General features: G+C 64.6%; 19 protein-coding genes. 8 read left to right on the top strand and 11 right to left on the bottom strand.

Annotated features, from left to right (window positions below; translation table 11 throughout):
- Positions 1 to 90 precede the first annotated feature (90 nt).
- Positions 91 to 897, bottom strand: a complete 807-nt coding sequence (locus KUV74_RS20430) for a helix-turn-helix transcriptional regulator (protein ID WP_045992373.1) — start codon at positions 895 to 897, stop codon at positions 91 to 93.
- A gap of 361 nt (positions 898 to 1258) precedes the next feature.
- Here KUV74_RS20430 and KUV74_RS20425 point away from each other — a divergent pair, with 361 nt between their 5' ends.
- Positions 1259 to 1555 carry a hypothetical protein gene (locus KUV74_RS20425; protein WP_045992371.1) on the top strand — a complete coding sequence of 99 codons (297 nt, stop codon included), beginning with the start codon at positions 1259 to 1261 and terminating at the stop codon, positions 1553 to 1555.
- 291 nt (positions 1556 to 1846) lie between these two features.
- Here KUV74_RS20425 and KUV74_RS20420 read toward each other — a convergent pair whose 3' ends face one another.
- From KUV74_RS20420 to KUV74_RS20405, 4 genes are all read right to left on the bottom strand, one after another.
- Entirely contained in the window at positions 1847 to 2731 is an 885-nt protein-coding gene (locus tag KUV74_RS20420; protein ID WP_222517241.1) for a DNA replication terminus site-binding protein, read from the bottom strand.
- Between the two features lie 3 nt (positions 2732 to 2734).
- Positions 2735 to 2971, bottom strand: a complete 237-nt coding sequence (gene yacG / locus KUV74_RS20415) for a DNA gyrase inhibitor YacG (protein WP_045992369.1) — start codon at positions 2969 to 2971, stop codon at positions 2735 to 2737.
- 49 nt (positions 2972 to 3020) lie between these two features.
- The gene (gene coaE, locus KUV74_RS20410; RefSeq protein ID WP_222517240.1) at positions 3021 to 3626 is read right to left on the bottom strand and encodes a dephospho-CoA kinase; all 606 of its coding nucleotides are present in this window, start codon (positions 3624 to 3626) and stop codon (positions 3021 to 3023) included.
- A 180-nt stretch (positions 3627 to 3806) separates the two neighbouring features.
- A complete protein-coding gene (locus KUV74_RS20405) occupies positions 3807 to 4664 on the bottom strand; it encodes a prepilin peptidase (RefSeq protein WP_261395622.1) in 858 nt (285 codons plus the stop codon).
- Positions 4665 to 4863: 199 nt separating this feature from the next.
- Here KUV74_RS20405 and nagZ point away from each other — a divergent pair, with 199 nt between their 5' ends.
- Positions 4864 to 5877 carry a beta-N-acetylhexosaminidase gene (gene nagZ, locus KUV74_RS20400; RefSeq protein WP_222517239.1) on the top strand — a complete coding sequence of 338 codons (1014 nt, stop codon included), beginning with the start codon at positions 4864 to 4866 and terminating at the stop codon, positions 5875 to 5877.
- A 22-nt stretch (positions 5878 to 5899) separates the two neighbouring features.
- Entirely contained in the window at positions 5900 to 6478 is a 579-nt protein-coding gene (locus tag KUV74_RS20395; RefSeq protein ID WP_045992365.1) for a hypoxanthine-guanine phosphoribosyltransferase, read from the top strand.
- 386 nt (positions 6479 to 6864) lie between these two features.
- Here the strand turns inward: KUV74_RS20395 and KUV74_RS20390 are convergent, their stop codons facing one another.
- Both KUV74_RS20390 and KUV74_RS20385 read right to left on the bottom strand, forming a co-directional pair.
- Complete coding sequence (locus tag KUV74_RS20390; protein ID WP_222517238.1) at positions 6865 to 8601, bottom strand: AMP-binding protein; 1737 nt, start codon at positions 8599 to 8601, stop codon at positions 6865 to 6867.
- Positions 8602 to 8727: 126 nt separating this feature from the next.
- Complete coding sequence (locus KUV74_RS20385; RefSeq protein WP_083970354.1) at positions 8728 to 9183, bottom strand: MerR family transcriptional regulator; 456 nt, start codon at positions 9181 to 9183, stop codon at positions 8728 to 8730.
- Positions 9184 to 9500: 317 nt separating this feature from the next.
- On the opposite strand from KUV74_RS20385, the gene KUV74_RS20380 reads away from it, so the two are divergent.
- The 5 genes from KUV74_RS20380 to KUV74_RS20360 all read left to right on the top strand — a co-directional run bounded on the left by KUV74_RS20380 (position 9501) and on the right by KUV74_RS20360 (position 15432).
- Positions 9501 to 10667, top strand: a complete 1167-nt coding sequence (locus KUV74_RS20380; protein ID WP_222517237.1) for an acyl-CoA dehydrogenase family protein — start codon at positions 9501 to 9503, stop codon at positions 10665 to 10667.
- Between the two features lie 49 nt (positions 10668 to 10716).
- Positions 10717 to 11844, top strand: a complete 1128-nt coding sequence (locus KUV74_RS20375; RefSeq protein ID WP_222517236.1) for an enoyl-CoA hydratase/isomerase family protein — start codon at positions 10717 to 10719, stop codon at positions 11842 to 11844.
- A gap of 59 nt (positions 11845 to 11903) precedes the next feature.
- A complete protein-coding gene (mmsB, locus tag KUV74_RS20370) occupies positions 11904 to 12812 on the top strand; it encodes a 3-hydroxyisobutyrate dehydrogenase (protein ID WP_222517235.1) in 909 nt (302 codons plus the stop codon).
- Positions 12813 to 12949: 137 nt separating this feature from the next.
- Positions 12950 to 14131 (top strand): acyl-CoA dehydrogenase, encoded by a 1182-nt coding sequence (locus KUV74_RS20365; RefSeq protein ID WP_222517234.1) that lies wholly within the window; start codon positions 12950 to 12952, stop codon positions 14129 to 14131.
- Positions 14128 to 15432, top strand: coding sequence for a CaiB/BaiF CoA-transferase family protein (locus KUV74_RS20360; protein ID WP_315900892.1), 1305 nt, complete (start codon positions 14128 to 14130; stop codon positions 15430 to 15432). The genes KUV74_RS20365 and KUV74_RS20360 overlap by 4 nt, the downstream gene beginning before the upstream one ends.
- A gap of 154 nt (positions 15433 to 15586) precedes the next feature.
- Here the strand turns inward: KUV74_RS20360 and KUV74_RS20355 are convergent, their stop codons facing one another.
- From KUV74_RS20355 to KUV74_RS20340, 4 genes are all read right to left on the bottom strand, one after another.
- Entirely contained in the window at positions 15587 to 16696 is a 1110-nt protein-coding gene (locus KUV74_RS20355) for a DUF1513 domain-containing protein (RefSeq protein ID WP_315900891.1), read from the bottom strand.
- Between the two features lie 4 nt (positions 16697 to 16700).
- Positions 16701 to 17819, bottom strand: a complete 1119-nt coding sequence (locus KUV74_RS20350; RefSeq protein ID WP_222517232.1) for an imelysin family protein — start codon at positions 17817 to 17819, stop codon at positions 16701 to 16703.
- Positions 17816 to 19234 carry a di-heme oxidoredictase family protein gene (locus KUV74_RS20345; RefSeq protein WP_222517231.1) on the bottom strand — a complete coding sequence of 473 codons (1419 nt, stop codon included), beginning with the start codon at positions 19232 to 19234 and terminating at the stop codon, positions 17816 to 17818. Before KUV74_RS20345 ends, KUV74_RS20350 begins: the two co-directional genes overlap by 4 nt.
- Before the next feature lie 127 nt (positions 19235 to 19361).
- Positions 19362 to 20642, bottom strand: coding sequence for an imelysin family protein (locus KUV74_RS20340; protein WP_222517230.1), 1281 nt, complete (start codon positions 20640 to 20642; stop codon positions 19362 to 19364).
- Positions 20643 to 20829 lie beyond the last annotated feature (187 nt).

Raw genomic sequence — 20829 nt, 5'->3', positions numbered from 1 at the left:
CTGCTTGAATTCTGGTATGATGGAACGCAAAAGGTGGCCACCGAAGTGGCCACCAGAAGGGAGGCTTGCGGGCTCGGAGAGGCTAAGCGATCAGTCCTCTTCGAGTAGCGGCAGTCGCAGTTCCAGCCCATACTTGCCTTTGACCAGCTGAGGCGCTTCGCCGCTCAGGTAGACGCCGTGTTCAGACAGGCCGCGACAGGCCATGAACAGCATGGCGCTGGTCAGGTGTGAGCTGTCCTCGAGGGTGATGCAGGCGTGTCGCTGGGCCGGCAGCATGACCAGGCGGAACGGCAGTGGCAGCGCCAGGCGGTGTGCGTGTTCTTCGTCGACGTGGACACCCAGGTCGATACGGGGCGCCTCGCTGGCCAGCGGGTGATCGTGAAGAATGGCGATCGGTGCCGCGTTGGTGAGGCGTGCCGGAAGATCGTAGGCGCCTTCGGCGTTACGCTGCCAGTTGTCCAGGTTCTCGATGATTTCGGGCGGCTGATAGAGGCGGGTGACTGCGGCACGCCGCAGCGGCAGGTCGGCCATCTTCACCGAGAAGTGGGGCAGATTGTGGCGCTGGCGATAGAGTTCCAGGCGCTGGTTCTGGCGGTACTCCCGGGGAGCGACACGGTAGCGGCGCTGGAAGGCGCGGGTGAACGCCGAGTGATTGCGATAGCCGCAGCGTTTGGCGATGTCATGCACGCCGTGGGGCGTATGGATCAGCAGCCTGGCGGCCTTCTCGAGTCGCAGCATGTCGCGGTAGGCACTTGGCGAAATGCCGAACGACTGGCGGAAGCGCCGACGCACCTGGGATGAGGAGTACCCCATACGCGTGGCAAGATCTTCGATACTCAGCTGACTGTCCAGGGTTTCCTGGAGCCAGATTTCGGCGCGCATCATCTCGTTGAACATGGTCTTGCCTCCCTGAACCATCGGCGCGGACCCGACCCTCCCTGGGTCCTCGGAGAGCGAATCCGAGCGTCCGTATCGCTGGTCGTTGTAGTCGGAACATCCGCCTGTCCCGAGGTATGATGGTGTAGGTTTGTAGCGTTAGGATACATCCTGTTACGTAGTTATGCAGTCTAGCGCGCCTGTCTGGCAAGTGCAATGTGCCGTTTTGATCGTTTGTGCACAAAACGTCAGTGATGGATTGCATATCTAACATGCTGTTGTGAAAGTAAAAAAGGCGTTATTTCCGAGCCTTTCTTGATAAGGTGGTGCCGCAGGATACTGAATCTGTCGCACCTCCATCGACGTTAACGACTGGTAACAAATGAAATCTCAGAGTTCCCAAAAGCCTATGGACGAACGCGAGAAGCTTCGCCGCTTTCGTGAATTGGATGACGCCTTCGCGGAAGCGCTGCGCAGCCTGGACAACCCGAACAAGGCCGCCGAGATCCCCACCGGCCCTCCGGTCCGCTCCATCGACAGCCTGGAAGAAGAAGAGCAGCGTCGAAAGGAAGAGGACTTCGAGCGGCGGCTGCTGGGCTTGATCCAGGAATATGCCCAGACCCCTGAATCGGTGCGGGAATTGGTTGCCACGCTGCAATCGATGGGGCGCATCGCCTGACCGCATGACCTCTGCCTTTGTCAGGGGGCATCGAGATGGGTCTTGCCGAACTTCAACCTGTGCGATTTTGACAGGGATTTTCCGACGGCTCTGTGGGTAAAGGCCGTGGCGTCTTTGCGCAAATACTGCAAAATGATGTCAGCAATTGCTGATGTCAGCGCTTGCCGACAGGCGCGCGCTGCTTTCGGCGGTTGCCGGAACGCAGGCGTCTAAGGTGGGGTGCAGGTGCTTTGGCAGGTCAGGGGCAAGCCTTGTTGAGCGGACGCTTTGGCGTGCGCCGCGCCGGGCCCTTCAGCGGTAGCGAAAGACTCTCAAGCTTGGCAGGAAGGGGGTGTCCTCGAGGCGTTCGTCGCTTCTCCGGGCGCGTTGGCGTTCGGCTGGCGGTTGTGCCGGCGGAAGGTTGTGATGGGGGAGCTGCGCCTGGGGCACAAGCAGGGGTAGCGCCGCATTCATGGCACGCCTGAGGCGACCGTCCGGCAGAGGGTCCCGGTAAAAGAGGTTGGCTCGCATCAGCGGTGCCTGTCGTTGCACCTGGGCCAGGGGCTCGCTGGAAGGAATGCCGGCGAGGCGCTCGAGTTGAATGCGAATGTGCGGTGACTCGGTGTCGAAGGCCATCAACTTGCGCTCGACTTCGGCCACGCTCAAGCGGGTGATGGAGCGTCCGCTGGCGTACCAGGCCAGACGAACCCGCTCCACCGGCGCCTCGGCAATGGGCAGGGCGCGCCAGGTCTGTTTCAGATGGAGGCGGGCGAGGCCAGCGCCCCCCAGGTGATCATTGAGTTCCGGGTGGCGTATCGGCAGCCTGGCCTTGATCTCGGGTATCAGTTGGGGCGATTGCTGGCGAATGACACTCAGCCGTTCAGAAAACTCCGCCTTGGCCTGGTTCAGCGCCAGAGCCGCCTCGCAGGTGACCGGGTCCGCGGCCACCAGTCCGATATAGCTGCGGGTGACACGGCCGTCCTGGCCGTCGACATACCACAGATCCAGTAACGCCTGGCGCAGCCAGTCCGCATCGGCTGTCTCGCGATCGAAGGACCAGGCAGGAAGGCGTGATGCCTGCCAGCGGTCGACGACCGCTCTGGCGCACGCGATGATCCGATCGAACCCTGCGTCGAGCTCTGCCAATAGCTGGTAGGCGGGCCGTGACGGGGCGCTGGCATTGCCTGGCCGGTCCATCGTTCAGTCCTGGTTGTGCAGGTCGCGTTCGGCTCTGGCGACCCATTCATCGATGCTGGTTTCGTCCATGGCGGGTTCGCCGGCAATGCGATGGCTGCCATCGGCCCAGGCCCCCAGGTCAATCAGACGACAGCGCTTGCTGCAGAAGGGGCGATAGCTGTTCTCGGGCGTCCAGAGTACTTCCTTGCGACATTGTGGGCAGGCAACCTTCAAGGTGCCCTGACGAGTGCTGTGTGACATGTGGGGCTCCTGATGCAAGACGTAAACGTCGATAGCGGAAGTGACAGGCTCAGGCCTTGGCGGCGAGCCTGCGATAGGTGGCATCCAGTGCCTTGACGGCCTCGGAGAGCGCCGCTAGATCACCGTCATTGGTGATGACATCGTCGGCCAGTGACAACCGCTCGTCACGACCCATCTGCGCGGCCACGATAGCCTTGGCCTGGGCCAGGTCGACATCATCGCGCTGGGTAGTGCGTTCGATCTGCAGCGCTTCTGGTACGTCCACCACCAGGGTGCGCTGGACCATGTCCACCTGCCCGGATTCAAACAGCAACGGGGAAACCAGCAGCACATAGGGGGCGTCTTGCTGCCGCAGCAGCGACAGTCTAGTGACCAGCCGTTCGCGCACGCGTGGATGGGTGGTCGCTTCAAGCCAGCGGCGTTCCTTTTCGTCGGCGAAGACGAGGGCGCGCAAGGCAGCACGGTCGAGGCGACCTTCCCTGGTCAGTATGGCATCTCCATATCGGTCGACGATGGCCTTGAGGGCCGGCTCGCCCGGGGCGACCACCTCTCGCGCGATATCGTCGGCATCGACCCAGCGAGCGCCGTGATCGCCAAACAGACGGGCCACCGTCGATTTGCCTGAAGCGATGCCACCAGTCAGTCCAATTATCATGCCACCCGTACTCCCTTCGTGTGTTCAGCGTAGTGCTTGTGTGGTGCAGTAGCCTGGGCCTTGAGTGCAACGTCGGCAAGCGACGATCAAAGGTTGCAGCGCTGAGAGAACGCAGTTTACGAGGTGCAACCCTGCATTTCGAGACGCCATTCACCCCGTGTCACCGAGCGCAGCGTGTCTTCATGTCAGTCCCGACAGCGCCTGATATCCGGTGAGCAGTTCATTGCCGGCGAGCAGGCCAAGACCGCCGGCCAATACCAGCGAAGGACCGAACGGCAAGGGCTGGCCCTTCAGGTGTCGGGACCTCCACTGTATCAGCAGACCCGAAATTGCACCTAGCAAGGCGGCGATCAATATCACCAGTGGCAACAGTTGCCAGCCGAGCCAGGCGCCAAGTGCGGCAATCAGCTTGACGTCGCCAAGCCCCATGCCGTCGCGTCCGGTGAGGGCGTGAAAGGCCTTGCCGATGGCCCACAGCACGGCGTAGCCGGCCGTGGCCCCGATCACCGCATCATCCAGACTGGTGGGGCTGAACAGTAGCTGGTAAAGCAGGCCACACCATAAAAGGGGCAGGGTAAGGGCGTCGGGAAGCAGTTGGGTGCGCAGATCGATCACCGCCAGGGCCAGCAGCGTCAGGCTGGCGCCGTAAAGCCACAGGGCAGGCCAGGTGGGCCCGTGGAGGATGCAGAAGCAGACCGCGAGCAGGGCGCTGGCCAGTTCCACCAGCGGATACTGGATGCTGATGCGTCCCTGGCAGTTGGCGCAGCGTCCGCGACGCTTGAGCCATCCCAGCAACGGCAGGTTGTCGTGCCAGGCGATGGGGGTGAGACAGCGCGGACAGCGAGAGCGGGGGCGAGCCAGTGACAGTGGCTCCTCGATGTCGTCTGACAATTCGAGAGCCGCGCGGGCCTCGGTGCGCCACTGTTGCATCAACATGACCGGAAGGCGAGTGATGACGACATTGAGAAAGCTGCCGAGGCATAACCCCAGCAGAGCAACAAGAGCAAGAGAAGCGAAAGTGACATCCGAAAAAAGCAAAAGGAGCTCCGTGGTTCGGGGGCGGTCAAAGGAGGCTATTCTACCGTTGGCAAGAGGCGATTGTCTGGTGATACGGCAAGGCAGCGGGTGATGTCAGGGGCCCGGACGTCCCTTGCCGGGCTTCCTGCGTCTCCCTTGGGGTGTCACCTGCTCAGCCATTAGTCTAAAATTGTTCCCTTTTTCCGATCAGGTAAGCGACATGACCCAGACGTTCGGACCCGTGATGCTGGATCTCGATGGCCATGAGCTATCGGCAGAGGAGCGATCGCTCCTCGAGCATCCCGCCACCGGTGGTGTCATCCTGTTTGGACGCAACACTCGAGATGCGCACCAGGTGCGCGAACTGTGCCGGTCGATTCGAGAGGTGCGTCCTGATCTTCTGCTGGGCATCGACCAGGAAGGAGGGCGTGTCCAGCGCCTGAAAGACGGAGTCACCCGGCTGCCGCCGATGTCCCGCCTGGGGCAGGAGTACCTGGACTCACCCGAGACGGCCGTACGGCTGTGCCAGGACGCCGGCTGGCTACTGGGTATGGAAATGGCCGCCTGTGGTCTCGATCTGAGCTTCGCGCCGGTGCTGGATGTCGACGTCGGGCTGTCATCGGTGATCGGTGATCGCAGCTTTGCCGGTGACCCCGAGACCGTGGCGCTGCTGGCGGGTGCCTTCGTCGAGGGACTGCACGACGCAGGGATGGCGGCGATCGGCAAGCACTTTCCGGGGCATGGCGGGGTGAAGGCCGATACCCACCATGAAGTCGCGCGTGACGAACGTAGCCTCGACGAACTCCGACAGCACGACCTGGTGCCGTTTCAGTCTCTGGCACCCAAGCTCGATGGCATGATGCCGGCTCATGTGGTGTATCCCGCCTTTGACCCAAGGCCTGCAGGATTCTCGCGCCCCTGGCTTGGCATGCTGCGTGAGAGCCTGGGTTTCAAGGGCCTGATCTTTTCCGATGACCTGACCATGGCCGGCGCTCAGGTCGCCGGTGGGCCGGTGGAGCGCGCCCAGGCGGCCCTCGACGCCGGCTGTGACATGGTGCTGGTGTGCAATGACCGAGCCGCTGCCAAGGCGGTGCTCGATGCCTGTGCCGAGCGGACCGTTCGCCGGGCTTCACGCTTGCGCTATGGCCGCGCTCGTCCTGACCTGGACGCCTTGCCGGCCCTGTCTCGCTGGCGCCGGGTACACGCTCGCCTCGAGGCGATGACTTCCGATTGATGTTTGAAACGAGTTGACTGTTATGCCGAAACTGGACCCTGCCCATAGCGCTTCACGTGACGATATGCGTGAGGTGATGGACACCGCGGATTGCCTGATCAGCCATGATGAAGTCGAGCGTGCGCTCGATCGCATGGCCGAGGAGATTACCCGGGATCTCGGCGATGAACTGCCGGTGTTCTACTGCGTAATGAACGGTGGCTTGATCACGACCGGTCACCTGCTGCCGCGTCTGGGCTTTCCGCTGGAGGTGGACTACCTGCACGCCACTCGCTATCGCGGCAAGACCCGAGGGGGCGAGCTGTTCTGGCGTGTCTCGCCGGAGATTCCCATGGCCGGACGTCATGTGGTGATCGTCGACGATATCCTCGACGAAGGTGCCACCCTGGCGGCCATCCTCGACTATTGCCGCGAGGCCGGCGCCAAGAGCATCTCCACCGCGGTACTGGTGGACAAGAATCACGACCGCAAGGCAGTGCCTGGCCTCAAGGCCGATTACTGCAGCCTGGAGGTCGCCGACCGCTATGTCTTTGGTTTCGGGATGGACATAAAGGGCTATTGGCGCAACGCCCCGGGGATCTTTGCCCCCAAGGGGATGTAGGGTAAGGGCAAGACCGACCGCTACGTCTTTGGTTTCGGAATGCTGATATAAGGTCGGTAAAGGTTACTGGCGCAACGCCCCTGGTATCTTCGCGCCGAAGGGGATGTAGGGTAAGGGCAAGACCGACCGCTACGTCTTTGGTTTCGGTATGCTGATATAAGGTCTGCAAAGGCTATTGGCGTAACGCCTCCGGCATCTTCGCGCCGAAGGGGATGTGAAAAGGCAAGGGCAAGACCGACCGCCAGTGTCCGGCGTCAGCAATACAAGAAGCGCCCCGGGGATACCCTCCGGGGCGCTTCTGTTTTGGGGTGCCTGGTAAGCCAGGAGCTTGGCTTTCAGGACCTTGGCTTTCAGGACCTTGGCCTTCAGGTCCTGCTATTCAGGACTCAGGCCAGTCCAAGTTCGTGGGTGGCTTCCTCGCGCATCTTGAACTTCTGCACCTTGCCGGTGACGGTCATCGGGAACTCGTCGACGAACTTGACGTAGCGCGGCACCTTGTAGTGCGCGATCTTGCCCTTGCAGAAGGCCTTGAGTCCTTCCTCGTCGAGCTGTTCGCCTTCGCTGAGCTTGACCCAGGCCATGACCTCCTCACCGTACTTCTGGTCGGGTACACCGATGACCTGAACGTCGGAGATGGCGGGATGGGTGTAGAGGAAGTCCTCGATCTCGCGGGGGTAGATGTTCTCGCCACCGCGAATGATCATGTCCTTGATACGCCCGACGATGGCCACATAGCCTTCATCGTCCATGGTTGCCAGATCGCCGGTATGCATCCAGCCGGCGTTGTCGATGGCCTTGGCGGTGGCTTCCTCGTTGTTCCAGTAGCCGAGCATCACGCTGTAGCCACGGGTGCACAGCTCGCCGGTCTCGCCCTTCGGGACCACCGCGCCGCTTTCCGGATGCACCAGCTTGACCTCCAGATGCGGGTGGATGGTGCCCACCGTGGTGACGCGCTTGTCCAGCGGGGCATCGGTGGTGGTCTGGAAGCTGACCGGGCTGGTTTCGGTCATGCCGTAGCAGATGGTCACGTCCTGCATGTTCATCTGGTCGATGACCCGTCGCATCACCTCGATCGGGCAGATGGAGCCTGCCATGATCCCGGTACGTAGCGACGACAGGTCGTAGCGTTCGAAGTCCGGATGCTCGAGCTCTGCGATGAACATGGTGGGGACACCGTACAGCGTGGTGGCCTTTTCTTCCGCCACCGCCGCCAGGGTGGTCTCGGGGTCGAAGCCGTCGGCGGGGTAGATCATGGTGGCGCCGTGGGTCACGCAGCCCAGGTTGCCCATCACCATGCCGAAGCAATGGTAAAGCGGTACCGGAATCACCATGCGGTCCTGATCGGTCAGGTTCATCGCTCTGGCCACGAACATGCCGTTGTTGAGGATGTTGTGGTGGGACAGGGTGGCGCCCTTGGGCGCACCGGTGGTGCCGGAGGTGTACTGGATGTTGATCGGTTCGTCGAACTGCAGACCTGACTGCACCTCGGCCAATTCCTCGGCGCTGACTTCGTCGCTGCGCTCGAAGATGCGCTCCCAGGCCAGCATGCCTGGCAGGGTCCTGGTCGAGTCGAGGCAGATGACACGCTTGAGCTCGGGCAGTCCGGCCAGTTTGAGCGGGCCAGCCCCCTGGACGTCGTTGAGCTCCGGGGCAAGCTCGGCCAGGGTGGCCACGTAGTCCGAGGTCTTGAAGCTGCCCTGAAGTATCAGCGTCGAGGTGCCCGACTGCTTGAGCGCGTAGTCGAGCTCATGGGTGCGGTAACTCGGATTGATGTTGACCAGGATGGCGCCGATCTTGGCGGTGGCGAACTGGGTGATCGTCCATTCAGCGCAGTTGGGTGACCAGATGCCCACCCGGTCGCCTTTCTTGACGCCCATGGCCAGCAGCGCGCGGGCCGCCTGGTTCACCTCGTCCTGGAGCTCGCGCCAGCGATAGCGTAGCCCCTGGTGGCGGCTGATCAAGGCGTCCTGGTCGGGGAAGCGGGATACCGTTTCGTCGAAGCAGTCACCGATGGTCTGGCCCTTCAGGGGCAGGTCACTGATGCCGCTGACGTAGCTCACGCTCGAGGGTGAGGGCGCGGTCGAGGGAGCGAGATCGGGAGAGGAAGCAGACTGGCGTGTCATCGTGGCTCTCGTCTTGTCGTCTGGTGATTGCCGTGGGGCAGGGTGTTGTCATTGTTCGGGGCAGAGCATTGGCAGTCAGGGTGTCGCAGCAGGCGAGGGACCAGAGCCAGTCGTGGAGGACGGGAGCTAGCCCTTCTCGCCGAGCTGTCCCAGGGCGTCCCGGGCTCGCCGGTCGACATCGTCCATCTCGAGGCGCATCAGGCGGATATCCTCGAGCTGGCGGTCTAGCTCGGCACGCTTCTCGGCGATGATCTCGAGTAGACGCTTGAGCTGGCGGGCGTTTCCGTCCGGCATGGCGTCGTACATCATCACCACCTCGCGTATCTCGGCCAGCGAGAATCCGAGCCGCTTGCCTCTGAGCGTCAGTTTCAGGCGCACCCGATCCTTCTCGCGATAGATGCGCTTCTGACCCTGGCGTCGGGGCGCCAACAGCCCCTCCTGCTCATAGAAGCGGATAGTCCGAGGCGTCACCTCGAACATCTTGGCCAGCTCTCCGATACTGTAGGTGCGGGAGATCGCGGTGGGCTGGCGAGCTTCGCTGGAGGAGCCTGAGGCGCGGTTGGCGCTGGCGGTTTTGCTCATGATGCTCTGTCCTGTTGGGAGGACCCGACGCGGCGGGGTCCTTGGAAAAGACACTAGTCAAAGTTTACGTTAACGTAAAGTGGATGTAGCGAAATTGACCCTCGCCCGGGCAAGGCGCCCCGGTATTCAGGGCCGCAGCGCCGTGTACGACTATGGGTTGATAGGTCGAAAACCGAGCAAGTGCTAGGTTGGGTCCCATTGCATGGCGGGGAAGCCGCCCGGCCGGCTGAATGGCCAGCCGAACGGTTCGCTGTCCGACTCGCTGTCCGACTCGCTGTCTGGCTCGCCATCGACGTCTTGAACATGAGGATGCCACCATGGACTTTTCCCTTACCGACGATCAGAAGGCCCTGGTCGACGCCGCCGCCGACTTTGCCCGAGTCGAACTCAAGGATCACGCCGCCGAGTGGGACGCCACGTCGCACTTTCCGCTGGACGTCATCCGGCGTGCCGGCGAAGCGGGCTTTCTGGGGATCTATACCCCGGAAGAACACGGCGGTCTGGGGCTCTCGCGCCTGGATGCGTCGCTGATCTTCGAGCAGCTGTCACAGGGCTGTATCGCCACCACCGCCTACCTGACCATCCACAACATGGTCACCTGGATGATTGCCAACTGGGCCACCGACGGCGTCCGTGATCGCTACGTCGAAGCCATGGTCAGTGGTGAGTGGCTCGGTTCCTATTGCCTGACCGAACCCGGTGCCGGTTCGGATGCCGCCAATCTGCGTACCAAGGCCGTGCGAGACGGTGATGATTATGTCATCGATGGGGCCAAGATGTTTATCTCCGGTGCCGGTTCCACCGAGGTGCTGGTGGTGATGGCGCGCACCGGTGAGCCGGACAGCGGCGCCCGTGGCGTCTCGGCCTTTGTAGTACCGGCGGACGCCGAGGGCGTCAGCTATGGCAAGAACGAGGACAAGATGGGCTGGAAGAGCCAGCCGACTCGGCTGGTCAGCTTCGATGGTGTGCGGGTGACCGCCGACCATCGTCTGGGTGAAGAGGGCGAGGGGTTCCGGTTTGCCATGAAGGGGCTGGACGGTGGCCGTCTCAATATCGCCAGCTGTTCGCTGGGGGCGGCCCAGCATGCGCTGACCCTGGCGCGCGACTACCTCGGCGAGCGCAAGCAATTCGGTCGCGAGCTGTCGTCCTTTCAGGCGCTGCAGTTCCGTCTCGCCGACATGGCCACGGAATTGATGGCGGCCCGTCTGATGGTGCGCCAGGCCGCCTGGCGACTGGACCAGGGCGATCCCGAGGCGACCGCCCACTGCGCCATGGCCAAGCGCTTTGCCACGGACATCGGCTTCAAGGTCTGCAACGAGGCACTGCAACTCCACGGGGGCTACGGTTACATTCGTGAGTACCCGCTGGAGCGCCTGGTCCGCGATACCCGGGTGCACCAGATTCTCGAGGGGACCAACGAGATCATGCGCCTGATCGTCGGTCGTCGCCTGCTCGCCGACGGCGTGGTCGAATCGCTGCAGTGACGTTGGGTTGAACAGACAGCGCATGGAAAAGAGTGCAAGGAGCCAAACAATGAGTCACGACCTGGTCAGATTCGAACGCCGCCCGGCGGCCGGCGGCGGTTGCATCGGTATCGCCACCCTGAACGCGCCCAAGGCCTTGAACGCCTTGTCGCTCGAGATGATCGAGCTGCTCGACGAAAAACTCGAGGAGTGGGCCCAGGACCCCGATGTTCACGCGGTATGGCTTGACGGTGAGGGGGACAAGGCCTTCTGCGCCGGTGGCGATGTGGTGGCGCTGGTGCGAGAGCTCAAGCGCGAGCAGGAGTCCGGGCGCGGTGTCGGCAGCTATGCCAGCCACTACTTTTCCGCCGAGTATCGCCTCGACTATCGGCTGCATACCTATCCCAAGCCACTGCTGGTGTGGGCAGACGGCATCGTCATGGGCGGTGGGCTCGGCCTGACCGCCGGTGGTCGGCATCGCCTGGTGACCGAGACCACTCGGATTGCCATGCCGGAGATCACCATCGGTCTGTATCCGGATATCGGGGCCAGCTGGTTTCTCAACAAGATGCCGCCGGGGGTCGGGCTCTACCTGGGCCTGACCGGTGCCAGCATCAACGCCAGGGACGCCCTCGACCTGGGCATGGCGGATCGTTTCGTGCCGCGCGAGCGGCGCGACGAGCTGCTCGCGCGACTCTGCGACTGCCACTTCGCCCCCGGCCACGTGGATGACGCCGAGGCGCTGGTGTGCGACGTACTCGGTGAATTCGAGGCGCCGGAGAAGGCCCCCGGGGCGCAGGTCTGGCCGCATCTGGATCACATCACCTCGCTGACCCTCAAGGGCCGCGTGGAGGACGCCGTGGCTGCCATCCTGGGCGATGATCGCGACGATGACTGGCTTTCGGCCAATCGCGCACGACTCGAGAAGGGCTGTCCACTGACCGCGCACCTGGCCTGGCGGATGCTCGAGCGACATCGCCACTCCTCGCTGGCCGACGCCTTCCGCGACGAGCTGGTGGTGTCGATCCAGTGCAACGTGCTGGGCGACTTCGCCGAGGGTGTGCGCGCGCTGTTGATCGACAAGGACAAGTCACCGCAGTGGCGGCATCGAGACGTCGCAAGCGTAGGCAGCGCTGATCTGGCGGCGATGTTCGGTGCCCCCTGGGGCAACGGTCCCGGGCCACTGGACGACCTTTGATCGCCGCGAAACGCGACAGCACAACAATCACAATTCGTTAGATAGCCAGGAGACATCTTATGCAAATCGCCTTTATCGGCCTTGGCAACATGGGCGCGCCGATGGCCGCCAATCTGGTCGGCGCGGGCCACCAGGTGCGGGTCTTCGACCTGGTCGAATCGGCCATGGCGACGCTTGAAGAGCAGGGCGCGAGTCGGGCGAGTTCCGCCCTGGAGGCCGCCGAAGGCGCCGAGGTGGTGGTCTCGATGCTGCCGGCGGGGGCGCACGTCAAGGCGCTGTACCTCGGCCGTGACGGTGCCGAGGGACTGCTTGACCAGCTCTCGTCGCGGCCCTTGCTGCTCGATGCCTCCACCATTTCGCCGGACGATGCCCGGCTGGTGGCGGGCGAGGCCGCCAATCGCGGCCTGGCCTATCTCGATGCGCCGGTGTCTGGCGGCATCGGGGGCGCCAAGGCCGGCACCCTGACCTTCATCGTCGGTGGCGACGCCGACGCCTACGAGCAGGCCCGTCCGGTACTCGAGGCCATGGGCAAGAACCTGTTCCACGCAGGCCCCAGTGGCAGCGGCCAGGTGGCCAAGATCTGCAACAACATGCTGCTTGGCATCCTGATGAGCGGTACCGCCGAGGCGCTGTCTCTCGGGGTCAAGAACGGCATGGATCCGGCTGTGCTGTCGGAGATCATGAAGCAGAGCAGCGGCGGCAACTGGGCATTGAACGTCTACAACCCCTGGCCCGGGGTGATGGAGGGTTCCGCCGCCTCACGTGACTATCAGGGTGGCTTCTTGACCGACCTGATGGCCAAGGACCTGGGGCTTGCCTGGGAGCTGGCGCTTGAGTCCCGCGCCAGCGTGCCGATGGGTTCCCAGGCGCGCAACCTGTTCGCGCTGCACAGCGCCCAGGGCAACGGCGGTCTGGATTTTTCCAGCATCCAGTCGCTGTACCGGGCCGGCGAGTCGTCCGGCCAATAGCCGGGCTGACGACGTTCGGGCCTCGTCGTTCGACGTCGAGGTCCGTGATTCGTCATCGCTCGACCAAGGTGGGGGTTGGCAAGATCGACCATTAGGTCTACATTTGGTGAAAATGTAGAAATTCTGGAGCCCCCGCCATGACCAGCATCACCCCCGTTACCTGGGAAGATCCCTTCCGCCTCGTCGATCAACTCGACGAGGAAGAGCGTATGGTCCAGCAGACCGCCCACGACTACTGCCAGGAAAAGCTGCTTCCCCGGGTGCTCGAGGCCAACCGTCACGAGCGCTTCGATCGCGAGATCATGAACGAGATGGGGGAGCTTGGACTGCTCGGCGCCACCATCGATGGCTACGGCTGTGCTGGCATGAACTACGTCAGCTACGGTCTGATCGCCCGTGAGGTCGAGCGGGTCGATTCCGGCTATCGCAGCGCCATGAGCGTGCAGTCGAGCCTGGTCATGTACCCGATTCACGCCTTCGGCAGCGACGCCCAGCGCGATCGCTACCTGCCGAAGCTTGCCAGCGGTGAGTGGGTGGGCTGCTTCGGTCTGACCGAGCCGGACCACGGCTCCGATCCCGGCAGCATGTCGACCCGGGCCTATCGCACCGACTCCGGCTGGCGCCTGAACGGCACCAAGACCTGGATCACCAACTCGCCGATCGCCGACGTCTTCGTGGTCTGGGCGCGGGACGAGGAGGGGGTGGTCCGCGGCTTCGTGCTCGAGAAGGACATGCCTGGCCTCAGTGCGCCCAAGATCGAGGGCAAGTTCAGCCTGCGCGCCTCCATCACCGGCCAGATCGCGATCCAGGACGTCGAGGTCTCCGACGACCAGCGTCTGCCTGGCGTGCAGGGCCTGAAGGGGCCTTTCTCCTGTCTCAACCGCGCCCGCTATGGCATCAGCTGGGGTGCCATGGGCGCCGCCGAGGCCTGCTGGCACGCCGCACGTGACTACACCATAGAGCGCAAGCAGTTCGGCCGTCCGCTGGCCGCCAATCAGCTGATCCAGAAGAAGCTCGCCGACATGCAGACCGAGATCGCCCTGGGCCTGCAGGCGTCGCTGCGGGTGGGGCGGATGATCGACGACGGCCAACTGGTGCCCGAGGCGATTTCGCTGATCAAGCGCAACAACTGTGGCAAGGCGCTGGATATCGCCCGGGTCGCCCGGGACATGCACGGCGGCAACGGCATCAGCGACGAGTACCACGTCATCCGTCACGTCATGAACCTCGAGGCGGTCAACACCTACGAAGGCACCCATGATGTGCATGCCCTGATCCTCGGGCGTGCCCAGACCGGCCTGCAGGCCTTCACCGGGTGAGTGACACCGCCATGCACCAGGCAGACAGCTCAGCGGAGGCCGGCGCCGGCAATACGGCAGGCGGTAGCGGTCCAGGCAAGAGCGCGCAAGCTGCCAGCGCCGCCAGGCCGCTCGAGGGGGTTACGGTGCTGGACATGTCGCGGGTGCTGGCCGGCCCCTGGTGCGGCCAGCTGCTCGGCGACCTCGGCGCTCGGGTGATCAAGATCGAGCACCCCGGTCGTGGCGATGACACCCGCGGCTGGGGGCCGCCCTGGCATCAGGGCGAGCCGATCGACGGTGATGCGGTCGAACGCCAGGCCGCCTATTACCTCTGTGCCAATCGTGCCAAGCAGTCGCTGGCGGTGGACATCGCAAGCGCGGATGGCCAGCGCCTGATCAAGGCGTTGGCCAAGGGCGCCGACATCGTGCTCGAGAATTTCAAGGTCGGCGGGCTCGCTCGCTATGGCCTCGACGCTGCCTCGCTGCGAGAGATCAATCCGGCGCTGGTGGTGTGTTCCATCACCGGCTTTGGCCAGACCGGCCCCTACGCCCACCGGGCAGGCTACGACTTCATGATTCAGGCCATGGGCGGCTTGATGAGTCTGACCGGCGACGCCGACGGCATGCCGATGAAGACCGGAGTGGCGATCACCGACGTGATGACCGGGCTTTACGCCACCGTCGGGGTGCTGGCGGCATTGCATCGCCGGCGCGAGACCGGTGAGGGCAGCCACGTGGACCTGGCGCTGCTCGACGTTCAGGTGGCGACCCTGGCCAACCAGGCGCTCAACACCCTGGTCAGCGGTGTGGCACCGCAGCGCTTCGGCAATGCTCATCCGAATATCGTGCCCTACCAGGCGTTCGCCTGCCGCGATGGTCATCTGGTGCTCACCGTGGGCAACGACGCCCAGTTCGCCCGCCTGGCTGAGTTGCTCGGGCACCCCGAATGGGCCGAGGGCGACTACGCCACCAACGAAGGACGGGTCGCCCATCGCCAGGATCTGGTGGCCTTGATCCAGGGCATTCTGAGCGGCGGCGAGCGCGATCACTGGCTCGCCGAATGCGAGGCCCGGGGGATTCCGGCGGGGCCCATCCATACCTTGCCGGAAGTGTTCGCCGATCCTCAGGTGCGTCACCGTGGCATGGCCCGGGAAATCGACGGCGTGCCCCAGGTCGCCAACCCGCTGCGCTTCGATGGGGCCAGTGCCACCGCCGATTCCGCGCCACCACGCCTTGGAGAGCACAGCGACAGGGTGCTGACCGAGATGGGGCTGTCTTCAGCGGACATCGAGCGGCTGCGCAGGGAAGGCATCATCCGCTAAGCCCCCCAGCAGTACTTGAGTGCACAACGGCCAGGCCCGAAGGGGCCTGGCCGTGTTGTTGGCGCGGTCGTCGATGCCAGGGGCGATGACAGGATTGATGCCAGGAGCGATGTCTTGGTCGACGGCCCGATGGCCGATAACCCGCGGGTGGTGATCAGGTCAGGTGGTTGTCCCAGCGCAGCGGCAAGGCGGCCAGTTGGTAATGGCGGCCGCCATCGTCGATGCGGTGGACCTCGCCACCGCCGGTGGTGACCAGATAGCCTCCGGCGCCGTCGCAGCGAACGCCTGCCGCGTCCTCGATATCGAACTGTGCCAGCAGCTCGCCGCTGTTCCTGCCCAGCACCAGCACCTTGTTGCCTCGTGGGGCGGAAATCGCCGCACTCGGGCGCACCTGGCTGGCCGCCACGCTGGCGGTGTACTGGGCCAGACGCCCTTGCAGGGGCGAAGGCAGCACCTGCTCGCTGAAGCTGCCGTCCGGCGCGCGCCTGGCGATCAGTGGGTGGTCGGTCTCCCACTCGGGACCCTGGAACTGGTAGCCGGCGACGACGGTGCCGTCGGGAGCGATGTCCAGATGGCGACAGCTCAGCTGGTGGTGGGATGGCCGATGGCGTTCGAGGATTTCGCCGCTATGGCGATCGAGCAGCAGCAGGGCGGGGTCCATGTCCGAGAGGTTGAGCTTGGCCCGCCCGCTGTCGGGATGGGTGTGGATACCGCCCAGCGCCACCACCAGGGTCTCGCCATCGGGCATCAGGCCGACCTCGTGGGGGCCGATGCCGTCGAAAAGGTGGTCGCCCACATGCCGGTAGCCTTGCTCGGCGTCGTGCACCTGAACCAGCCCCATGGCGTCGTCGATGCGATTGGCGGTGACGTAGAGCCAGCGCCCGCTCGGGTCGAACACGCCGTGGCCGTAGAAGTGCCGGCCCTGTCCTGCGCTGATCTCGAGTGTCGATGCCTGGCGCCTGGCGTCGAGCACATGGAAGCATTGGCCTGGCCGTCGAGCGAACAGTACTACCTCGTCCCGGCCCGGTCTGAGGCAGCCGCCGTGGCAGCGCTCCGGGCTCGGCAGCAGAAAGTGACCAGCGCCGTTGCGGCGCAGCCCTGCCAGGTGGTGTCCACCGTCGCTGTCGTCCACCGCGCTGAAGTACCACTGCCGGCGGCCATCATCGTCCAGCGCCCACAGACTGGCCGGCAGGCCGGTGGCGGCCAGTCCCAGCAGCGACGCCTTGAGCAGGCGCCGCCGGGACAGAGAAGGAAGTGACGCCACCGGGTCAGTCTCCGTCGCTGGAATTGAAGCCCTTGACCACCCCCAGGGCGGGGGCGATCTGATCATCGAGCAGCGCCCGCAGCTGGGCCACCTCCAGATAGAGGGTCGCCAGTTCTTGTTGTGCAGCCGGGGAGCTGGAATCGCCATCGGCATGTTCGTCCAGCGCGTCGACGATACCGGTGTCGATCGCCTCGGCCTGATCGAGCGTGTCCTCCAGCTGGCGAGCAAAGGCGTCGCCCAGCTCGGCATGGCCGGCCTGATCCAGCCAGGTCGCAAGGCCCGGCTGGAAGTACTGCTGCAGGCCCGCCAGGCTGGCGGCCGCCAGGGCCACCGACTGGCCACTGCGCCAGGCTTCTGCGCGATAGGCGTTGGGTGCGGCGCCCATCAAGCCGAGCGGCTCGCCGAGGCGCTTGTCCTCCAGAATCTCGAGAGACTGCATCGCACCGTGCAGGGTCGCCTCGTTGTAGCTGTCGGTGGCCAGGTAGTGCGGCGCAAAGGCCTGCCAGTCGGCAACCACGGCGTCGCTGACGGCGACCAGGTGGCTGCCGATGGCCCCAGCCAGGGCGCAGGGCAGGGGGTCGCCCAGCGAGCGGCTGGCCATGACGTCGTCGTAGAGCAGCACTTCCAGCGCCGGGAAGCCCTGCTCGGCAACACCGGCCTCGGCGATGTCGTCGGCGCTGACGGGGGCGTCCTGGCGTAGCCTGGCACCAACGCGGGTGCCCACAAGATTCTTGGCGTCGGGCCAGAACTGGAGCTGCCAGGCACGGCTGTCCACCTCGATCGGCCCAAAGTCGACAAAGCGCACCGCTTGCCAGGCCTGGTAGGCCGCAAGCCACTCACTGCGCAGCGCCGGGCGGTCGATCCCGGCCTCGCCGCAGCTGGCCTTCAGGCGTTCGGCCAGTGCCTGAGTCCGGCTCGCCAGTTGCCGATAGCCAAGCCCGATATCGTGATGCCAGACGCTGCGCGGGGGACTTTCGTTCCCTGCATCGTGCGCGGTGTCAGCGCTGGCGTCAGAGGACCCCTGGGCCAGGGCCGTCCCGGGCCCACCTAGCGTCAAGCCGGCGGTCGCCAGCAGCAGGGCGGCTGCCAGGGCGCTACCCGAGTGTCGTGGAAAAGTCGTCATAGGGAGTTCAGGAAGTCCAGTAGTCGTTGGCTCTCGTGGGCCTCGAGCGCCTTGTAGGCATCTCGTGAAGCTTCGGCTTCACCGGCGTGCCACAGGATCGCCTCTTCCAGGGTGCGAGCCCGTCCGTCGTGCAGGAAGCCAGCCTGGGGATTGACGCTCTGGGCCAGGCCTAGCCCCCACAGTGGCGGGGTGCGCCACTCATTGCCGTCGGCCTGGTACTCGGGGCGACCGTCGGCGAGGCCTTCGCCCATGTCGTGCAGCAGCATGTCGGTGTAGGCCCACAGGGTCTGTCCGGCCAATTCGGCGCGCTCGGTGTCTTCCGGCGTGGTCAGCGACGGGCGATGACAGCTGGCGCAACCCAGGGTGTTGAAGTGACGGGCGCCGGCCTGGACGTCTGGCGAATCCATGTCGCGCCGCTCGGGTACGGCCAGGCTCGAGGCGTAGAAGGTGATGAAGTCGGCGACCTCGTCACTGACTTCGGGATCGCCGCCATCGGGGAAGTTCTCGCAGCCCTGGCCCGGCATACAGTCGGTGCTCGCGGCCAGGCGCGAGGTCAGGCCCATGTCGCCGGCAAAGGCGTGCAGGCTCTGCTGCTCCACCGTGGGCTCACCGGCCTTCCAGCCGAACCGTCCCAGCACGGTGGTCTGCTGGCGCACGTCCCACACTCGGTTTGGCCGGCCCGAGATGCCATCGCCGTCGGCGTCCTGCTCATCCGCCCAGGCCAGGATCTGCGCCTCGTCGACCACCTCGAGCAGGCCCAGGCCGATCATCGGCGGGGCGACCCGGGGGGAGGTCAGCAGATTCTCGGGCAGCTCCCCGTAAGCGGGGTTCTCGATGGAATAGACGGGCGCCGCGAGCACCACGTGGTGTCCGTCGTCGAAGCTGATCTCGCGATCCTCGAGGGTGCGTACCATGTCGGCTTCCGGCGTGGCGCCGGGAATCGCCGCAGTCTGAAGCTGGCGCCCGTAGTGGGGCACCGGAACGGCGCCGGTGCGCCTTACGATGTCATGATCCTCGTCGCTTTCGGCGGGCAGCGACAGGCGCAGGAACAGTGACACCGGCGCCTCGCCAGGGGCCGGAGGGTGACCGCGGCCGTCCTTGATATGGCAGCCCTGGCAGCTATTGGTGTTGATCAGCGGTCCGAGGCCGTCACGGGCATCGGTGCTGGCCGGTGCCACCACCCAGGGGTTGCGGAAAAAACTGTTGCCGACGCTGAAGTCCAGGCGCTTGGTCATGCTCATGTTGCCAAGGGGCAGCGAGTAGGCGTTGTGGTCGAACTGGCTGACCGAGCCTTCGCCACCCGAGCGTGGGTCGTTCTGGATGGGCGGCGCGTCGTTTGCGCTGACCGGCGCGCTGATGACGAGGGCCGTAAGCAACGCTGACAGAGCAGGGGGGAGCGACGGAAATTGACGCATCAGGCGTTTCCTTGAAACAGGTGAGCCGCACGCGGGCCGTGCGGCTTCTTGGGGCGAATGACTCTCATTGCATCATCCGCCAAGGCGTTATCACCTGATCTGGATCAAGCGGGGTCCAGTGACGGGGTCAGAAAGTATGACCGGCGTCGTCGGGCTGCAGCGAGGTGACACCCAGTTCGCCTGCGGCCTGCTCGATGGAGCCGGTCTGGGTGACCAGCGCCAGGATGGCATCGTTGACGATGGCGGCGCCTTGATCATTGCTCGGTGCGATCATCATGTCGAAGGTCATCGGCGAGTCGCTGCGCTCGGCGGTCTCCTTGAGGGTGCCGAGCGCGTCCATGGAGGCCTCGATCTGCTGCTCCAGGGTCTGGGCCAGCTCGCTGTCGCGCTGGGCCAGCAGGGCTTCCACGCCCGGACCTTCCAGGGTGGTGCCGTCGATGCGCTGGTAGCTGCCGGTGTAGACGTTCTGGATGCCCTGACCGTTGTAGTAGTGCGAGTTGTGAGTGTTGTCGCTGAAGCAGTCGTGCTCGTCCTCGTAGGAGTTGGCCTCCAGCGCGACCTTCATGCGCTCACCGGCGAGCTCCCCCAGTGACAGTGAGCCCATGCCGAAGAGGATGCGGCGCAGGCCTTCTTCAGCCGGTTGCGCGGTCAGTTCGCTGCGGTAGTTGTCGCCGTCTACCGGCGCCCACTGGGCGACCATCCATTCCAGATCGTTGATCAACAGCTGACTGGCTGCCTTCAGATAGGCCCGGCGGCGGTCGCAGTGGCCGTTGCTACAGTCTTCGCCCTGGGCGAAGTCGCTGGCGGGGCGCTCGCCGGCGCCGGCCTCGTAGCCGTGCTGATCCTGGCCCCACAGCAGAAACTCGATGGCGTGGTAGCCGGTGGCCACGTTGGCCTCGGAGCCGCCGATCTCGTTGAGCTCGGCCAGCAGCTCCGGGCTCAGGGTACTGACGTCGATCTCTTCGCCGCCGACGTTGATGCGCTCGGAGGCAATGATGTTGGCGGTAGCGCCGGCGTTGCCCAGCTCGTGCTGGTAGCCGTCCTGAGCGACGTAGTCGATCATGCCTTCGTCCAGCGGCCAGGCGTTGAGCTGGCCTTCCCAGTCGTCGACGATGGCGTTGCCGAAGCGGAAGACTTCACTCTGCTGGTAGGGTACCCGCGCCTCACGCCAGGCCTTCTTGGCGGCGGCCAGGGTCTCGGGGGTCGGCGCGGCCAGCAGGCTGTCGATGGCCTCGTCCAGTGCCTTGGCCGTCTTCAGCGCGTCGCTGTAGGTGGTGTGGGCGAGATCGGTGTAGTGGCTGACCACCGCCTCGGCGGTAACGTCTTCGGCAGCGACGTGGCTAGACACGACAAGGGCACTGGCGGCAATGGCAAGCGCCAGGGGACGGCGGACGAGACGGGAGATCATGGGGCGTTACCTTTTCTCAGGACGGTTATTCTTGCGCGGCGACGACAGGTAAGGGATGGCTGCGCCGGGGAGTCCACTACGGAAAGAAATAGTAACGAGATTGACTATCATTGCAAGTCGCTGGGTGCGCTGGAACGGTCCGGAGCCTGGTGACTCAGCCCTATGCCCAAGCCCACGGACACTGCGC

Origin of the sequence: Halomonas sp. DP1Y21-3 (assembly GCF_019801245.1) — a bacterium.
GTDB lineage: Bacteria > Pseudomonadota > Gammaproteobacteria > Pseudomonadales > Halomonadaceae > Halomonas > Halomonas litopenaei.
Note: the sequence above shows the minus strand (reverse complement) of the source record. Positions and strands in the feature narration are given on the sequence as shown.

Coding starts and splice junctions, on each gene's coding strand:
- KUV74_RS20425 (WP_045992371.1), top strand. CDS start 1,259: ATGAAATCTCAGAGTTCCCAAAAGCCTATGGACGAACGCGAGAAGCTT.
- KUV74_RS20380 (WP_222517237.1), top strand. CDS start 9,501: ATGGACTTTTCCCTTACCGACGATCAGAAGGCCCTGGTCGACGCCGCC.
- coaE (WP_222517240.1), bottom strand. CDS start 3,626: ATGATAATTGGACTGACTGGTGGCATCGCTTCAGGCAAATCGACGGTG.
- KUV74_RS20430 (WP_045992373.1), bottom strand. CDS start 897: ATGTTCAACGAGATGATGCGCGCCGAAATCTGGCTCCAGGAAACCCTG.
- KUV74_RS20345 (WP_222517231.1), bottom strand. CDS start 19,234: ATGCGTCAATTTCCGTCGCTCCCCCCTGCTCTGTCAGCGTTGCTTACG.
- KUV74_RS20375 (WP_222517236.1), top strand. CDS start 10,717: ATGAGTCACGACCTGGTCAGATTCGAACGCCGCCCGGCGGCCGGCGGC.
- KUV74_RS20365 (WP_222517234.1), top strand. CDS start 12,950: ATGACCAGCATCACCCCCGTTACCTGGGAAGATCCCTTCCGCCTCGTC.
- KUV74_RS20390 (WP_222517238.1), bottom strand. CDS start 8,601: ATGACACGCCAGTCTGCTTCCTCTCCCGATCTCGCTCCCTCGACCGCG.
- KUV74_RS20385 (WP_083970354.1), bottom strand. CDS start 9,183: ATGAGCAAAACCGCCAGCGCCAACCGCGCCTCAGGCTCCTCCAGCGAA.
- KUV74_RS20420 (WP_222517241.1), bottom strand. CDS start 2,731: ATGGACCGGCCAGGCAATGCCAGCGCCCCGTCACGGCCCGCCTACCAG.
- KUV74_RS20350 (WP_222517232.1), bottom strand. CDS start 17,819: ATGACGACTTTTCCACGACACTCGGGTAGCGCCCTGGCAGCCGCCCTG.
- KUV74_RS20395 (WP_045992365.1), top strand. CDS start 5,900: ATGCCGAAACTGGACCCTGCCCATAGCGCTTCACGTGACGATATGCGT.
- mmsB (WP_222517235.1), top strand. CDS start 11,904: ATGCAAATCGCCTTTATCGGCCTTGGCAACATGGGCGCGCCGATGGCC.
- nagZ (WP_222517239.1), top strand. CDS start 4,864: ATGACCCAGACGTTCGGACCCGTGATGCTGGATCTCGATGGCCATGAG.
- KUV74_RS20340 (WP_222517230.1), bottom strand. CDS start 20,642: ATGATCTCCCGTCTCGTCCGCCGTCCCCTGGCGCTTGCCATTGCCGCC.
- yacG (WP_045992369.1), bottom strand. CDS start 2,971: ATGTCACACAGCACTCGTCAGGGCACCTTGAAGGTTGCCTGCCCACAA.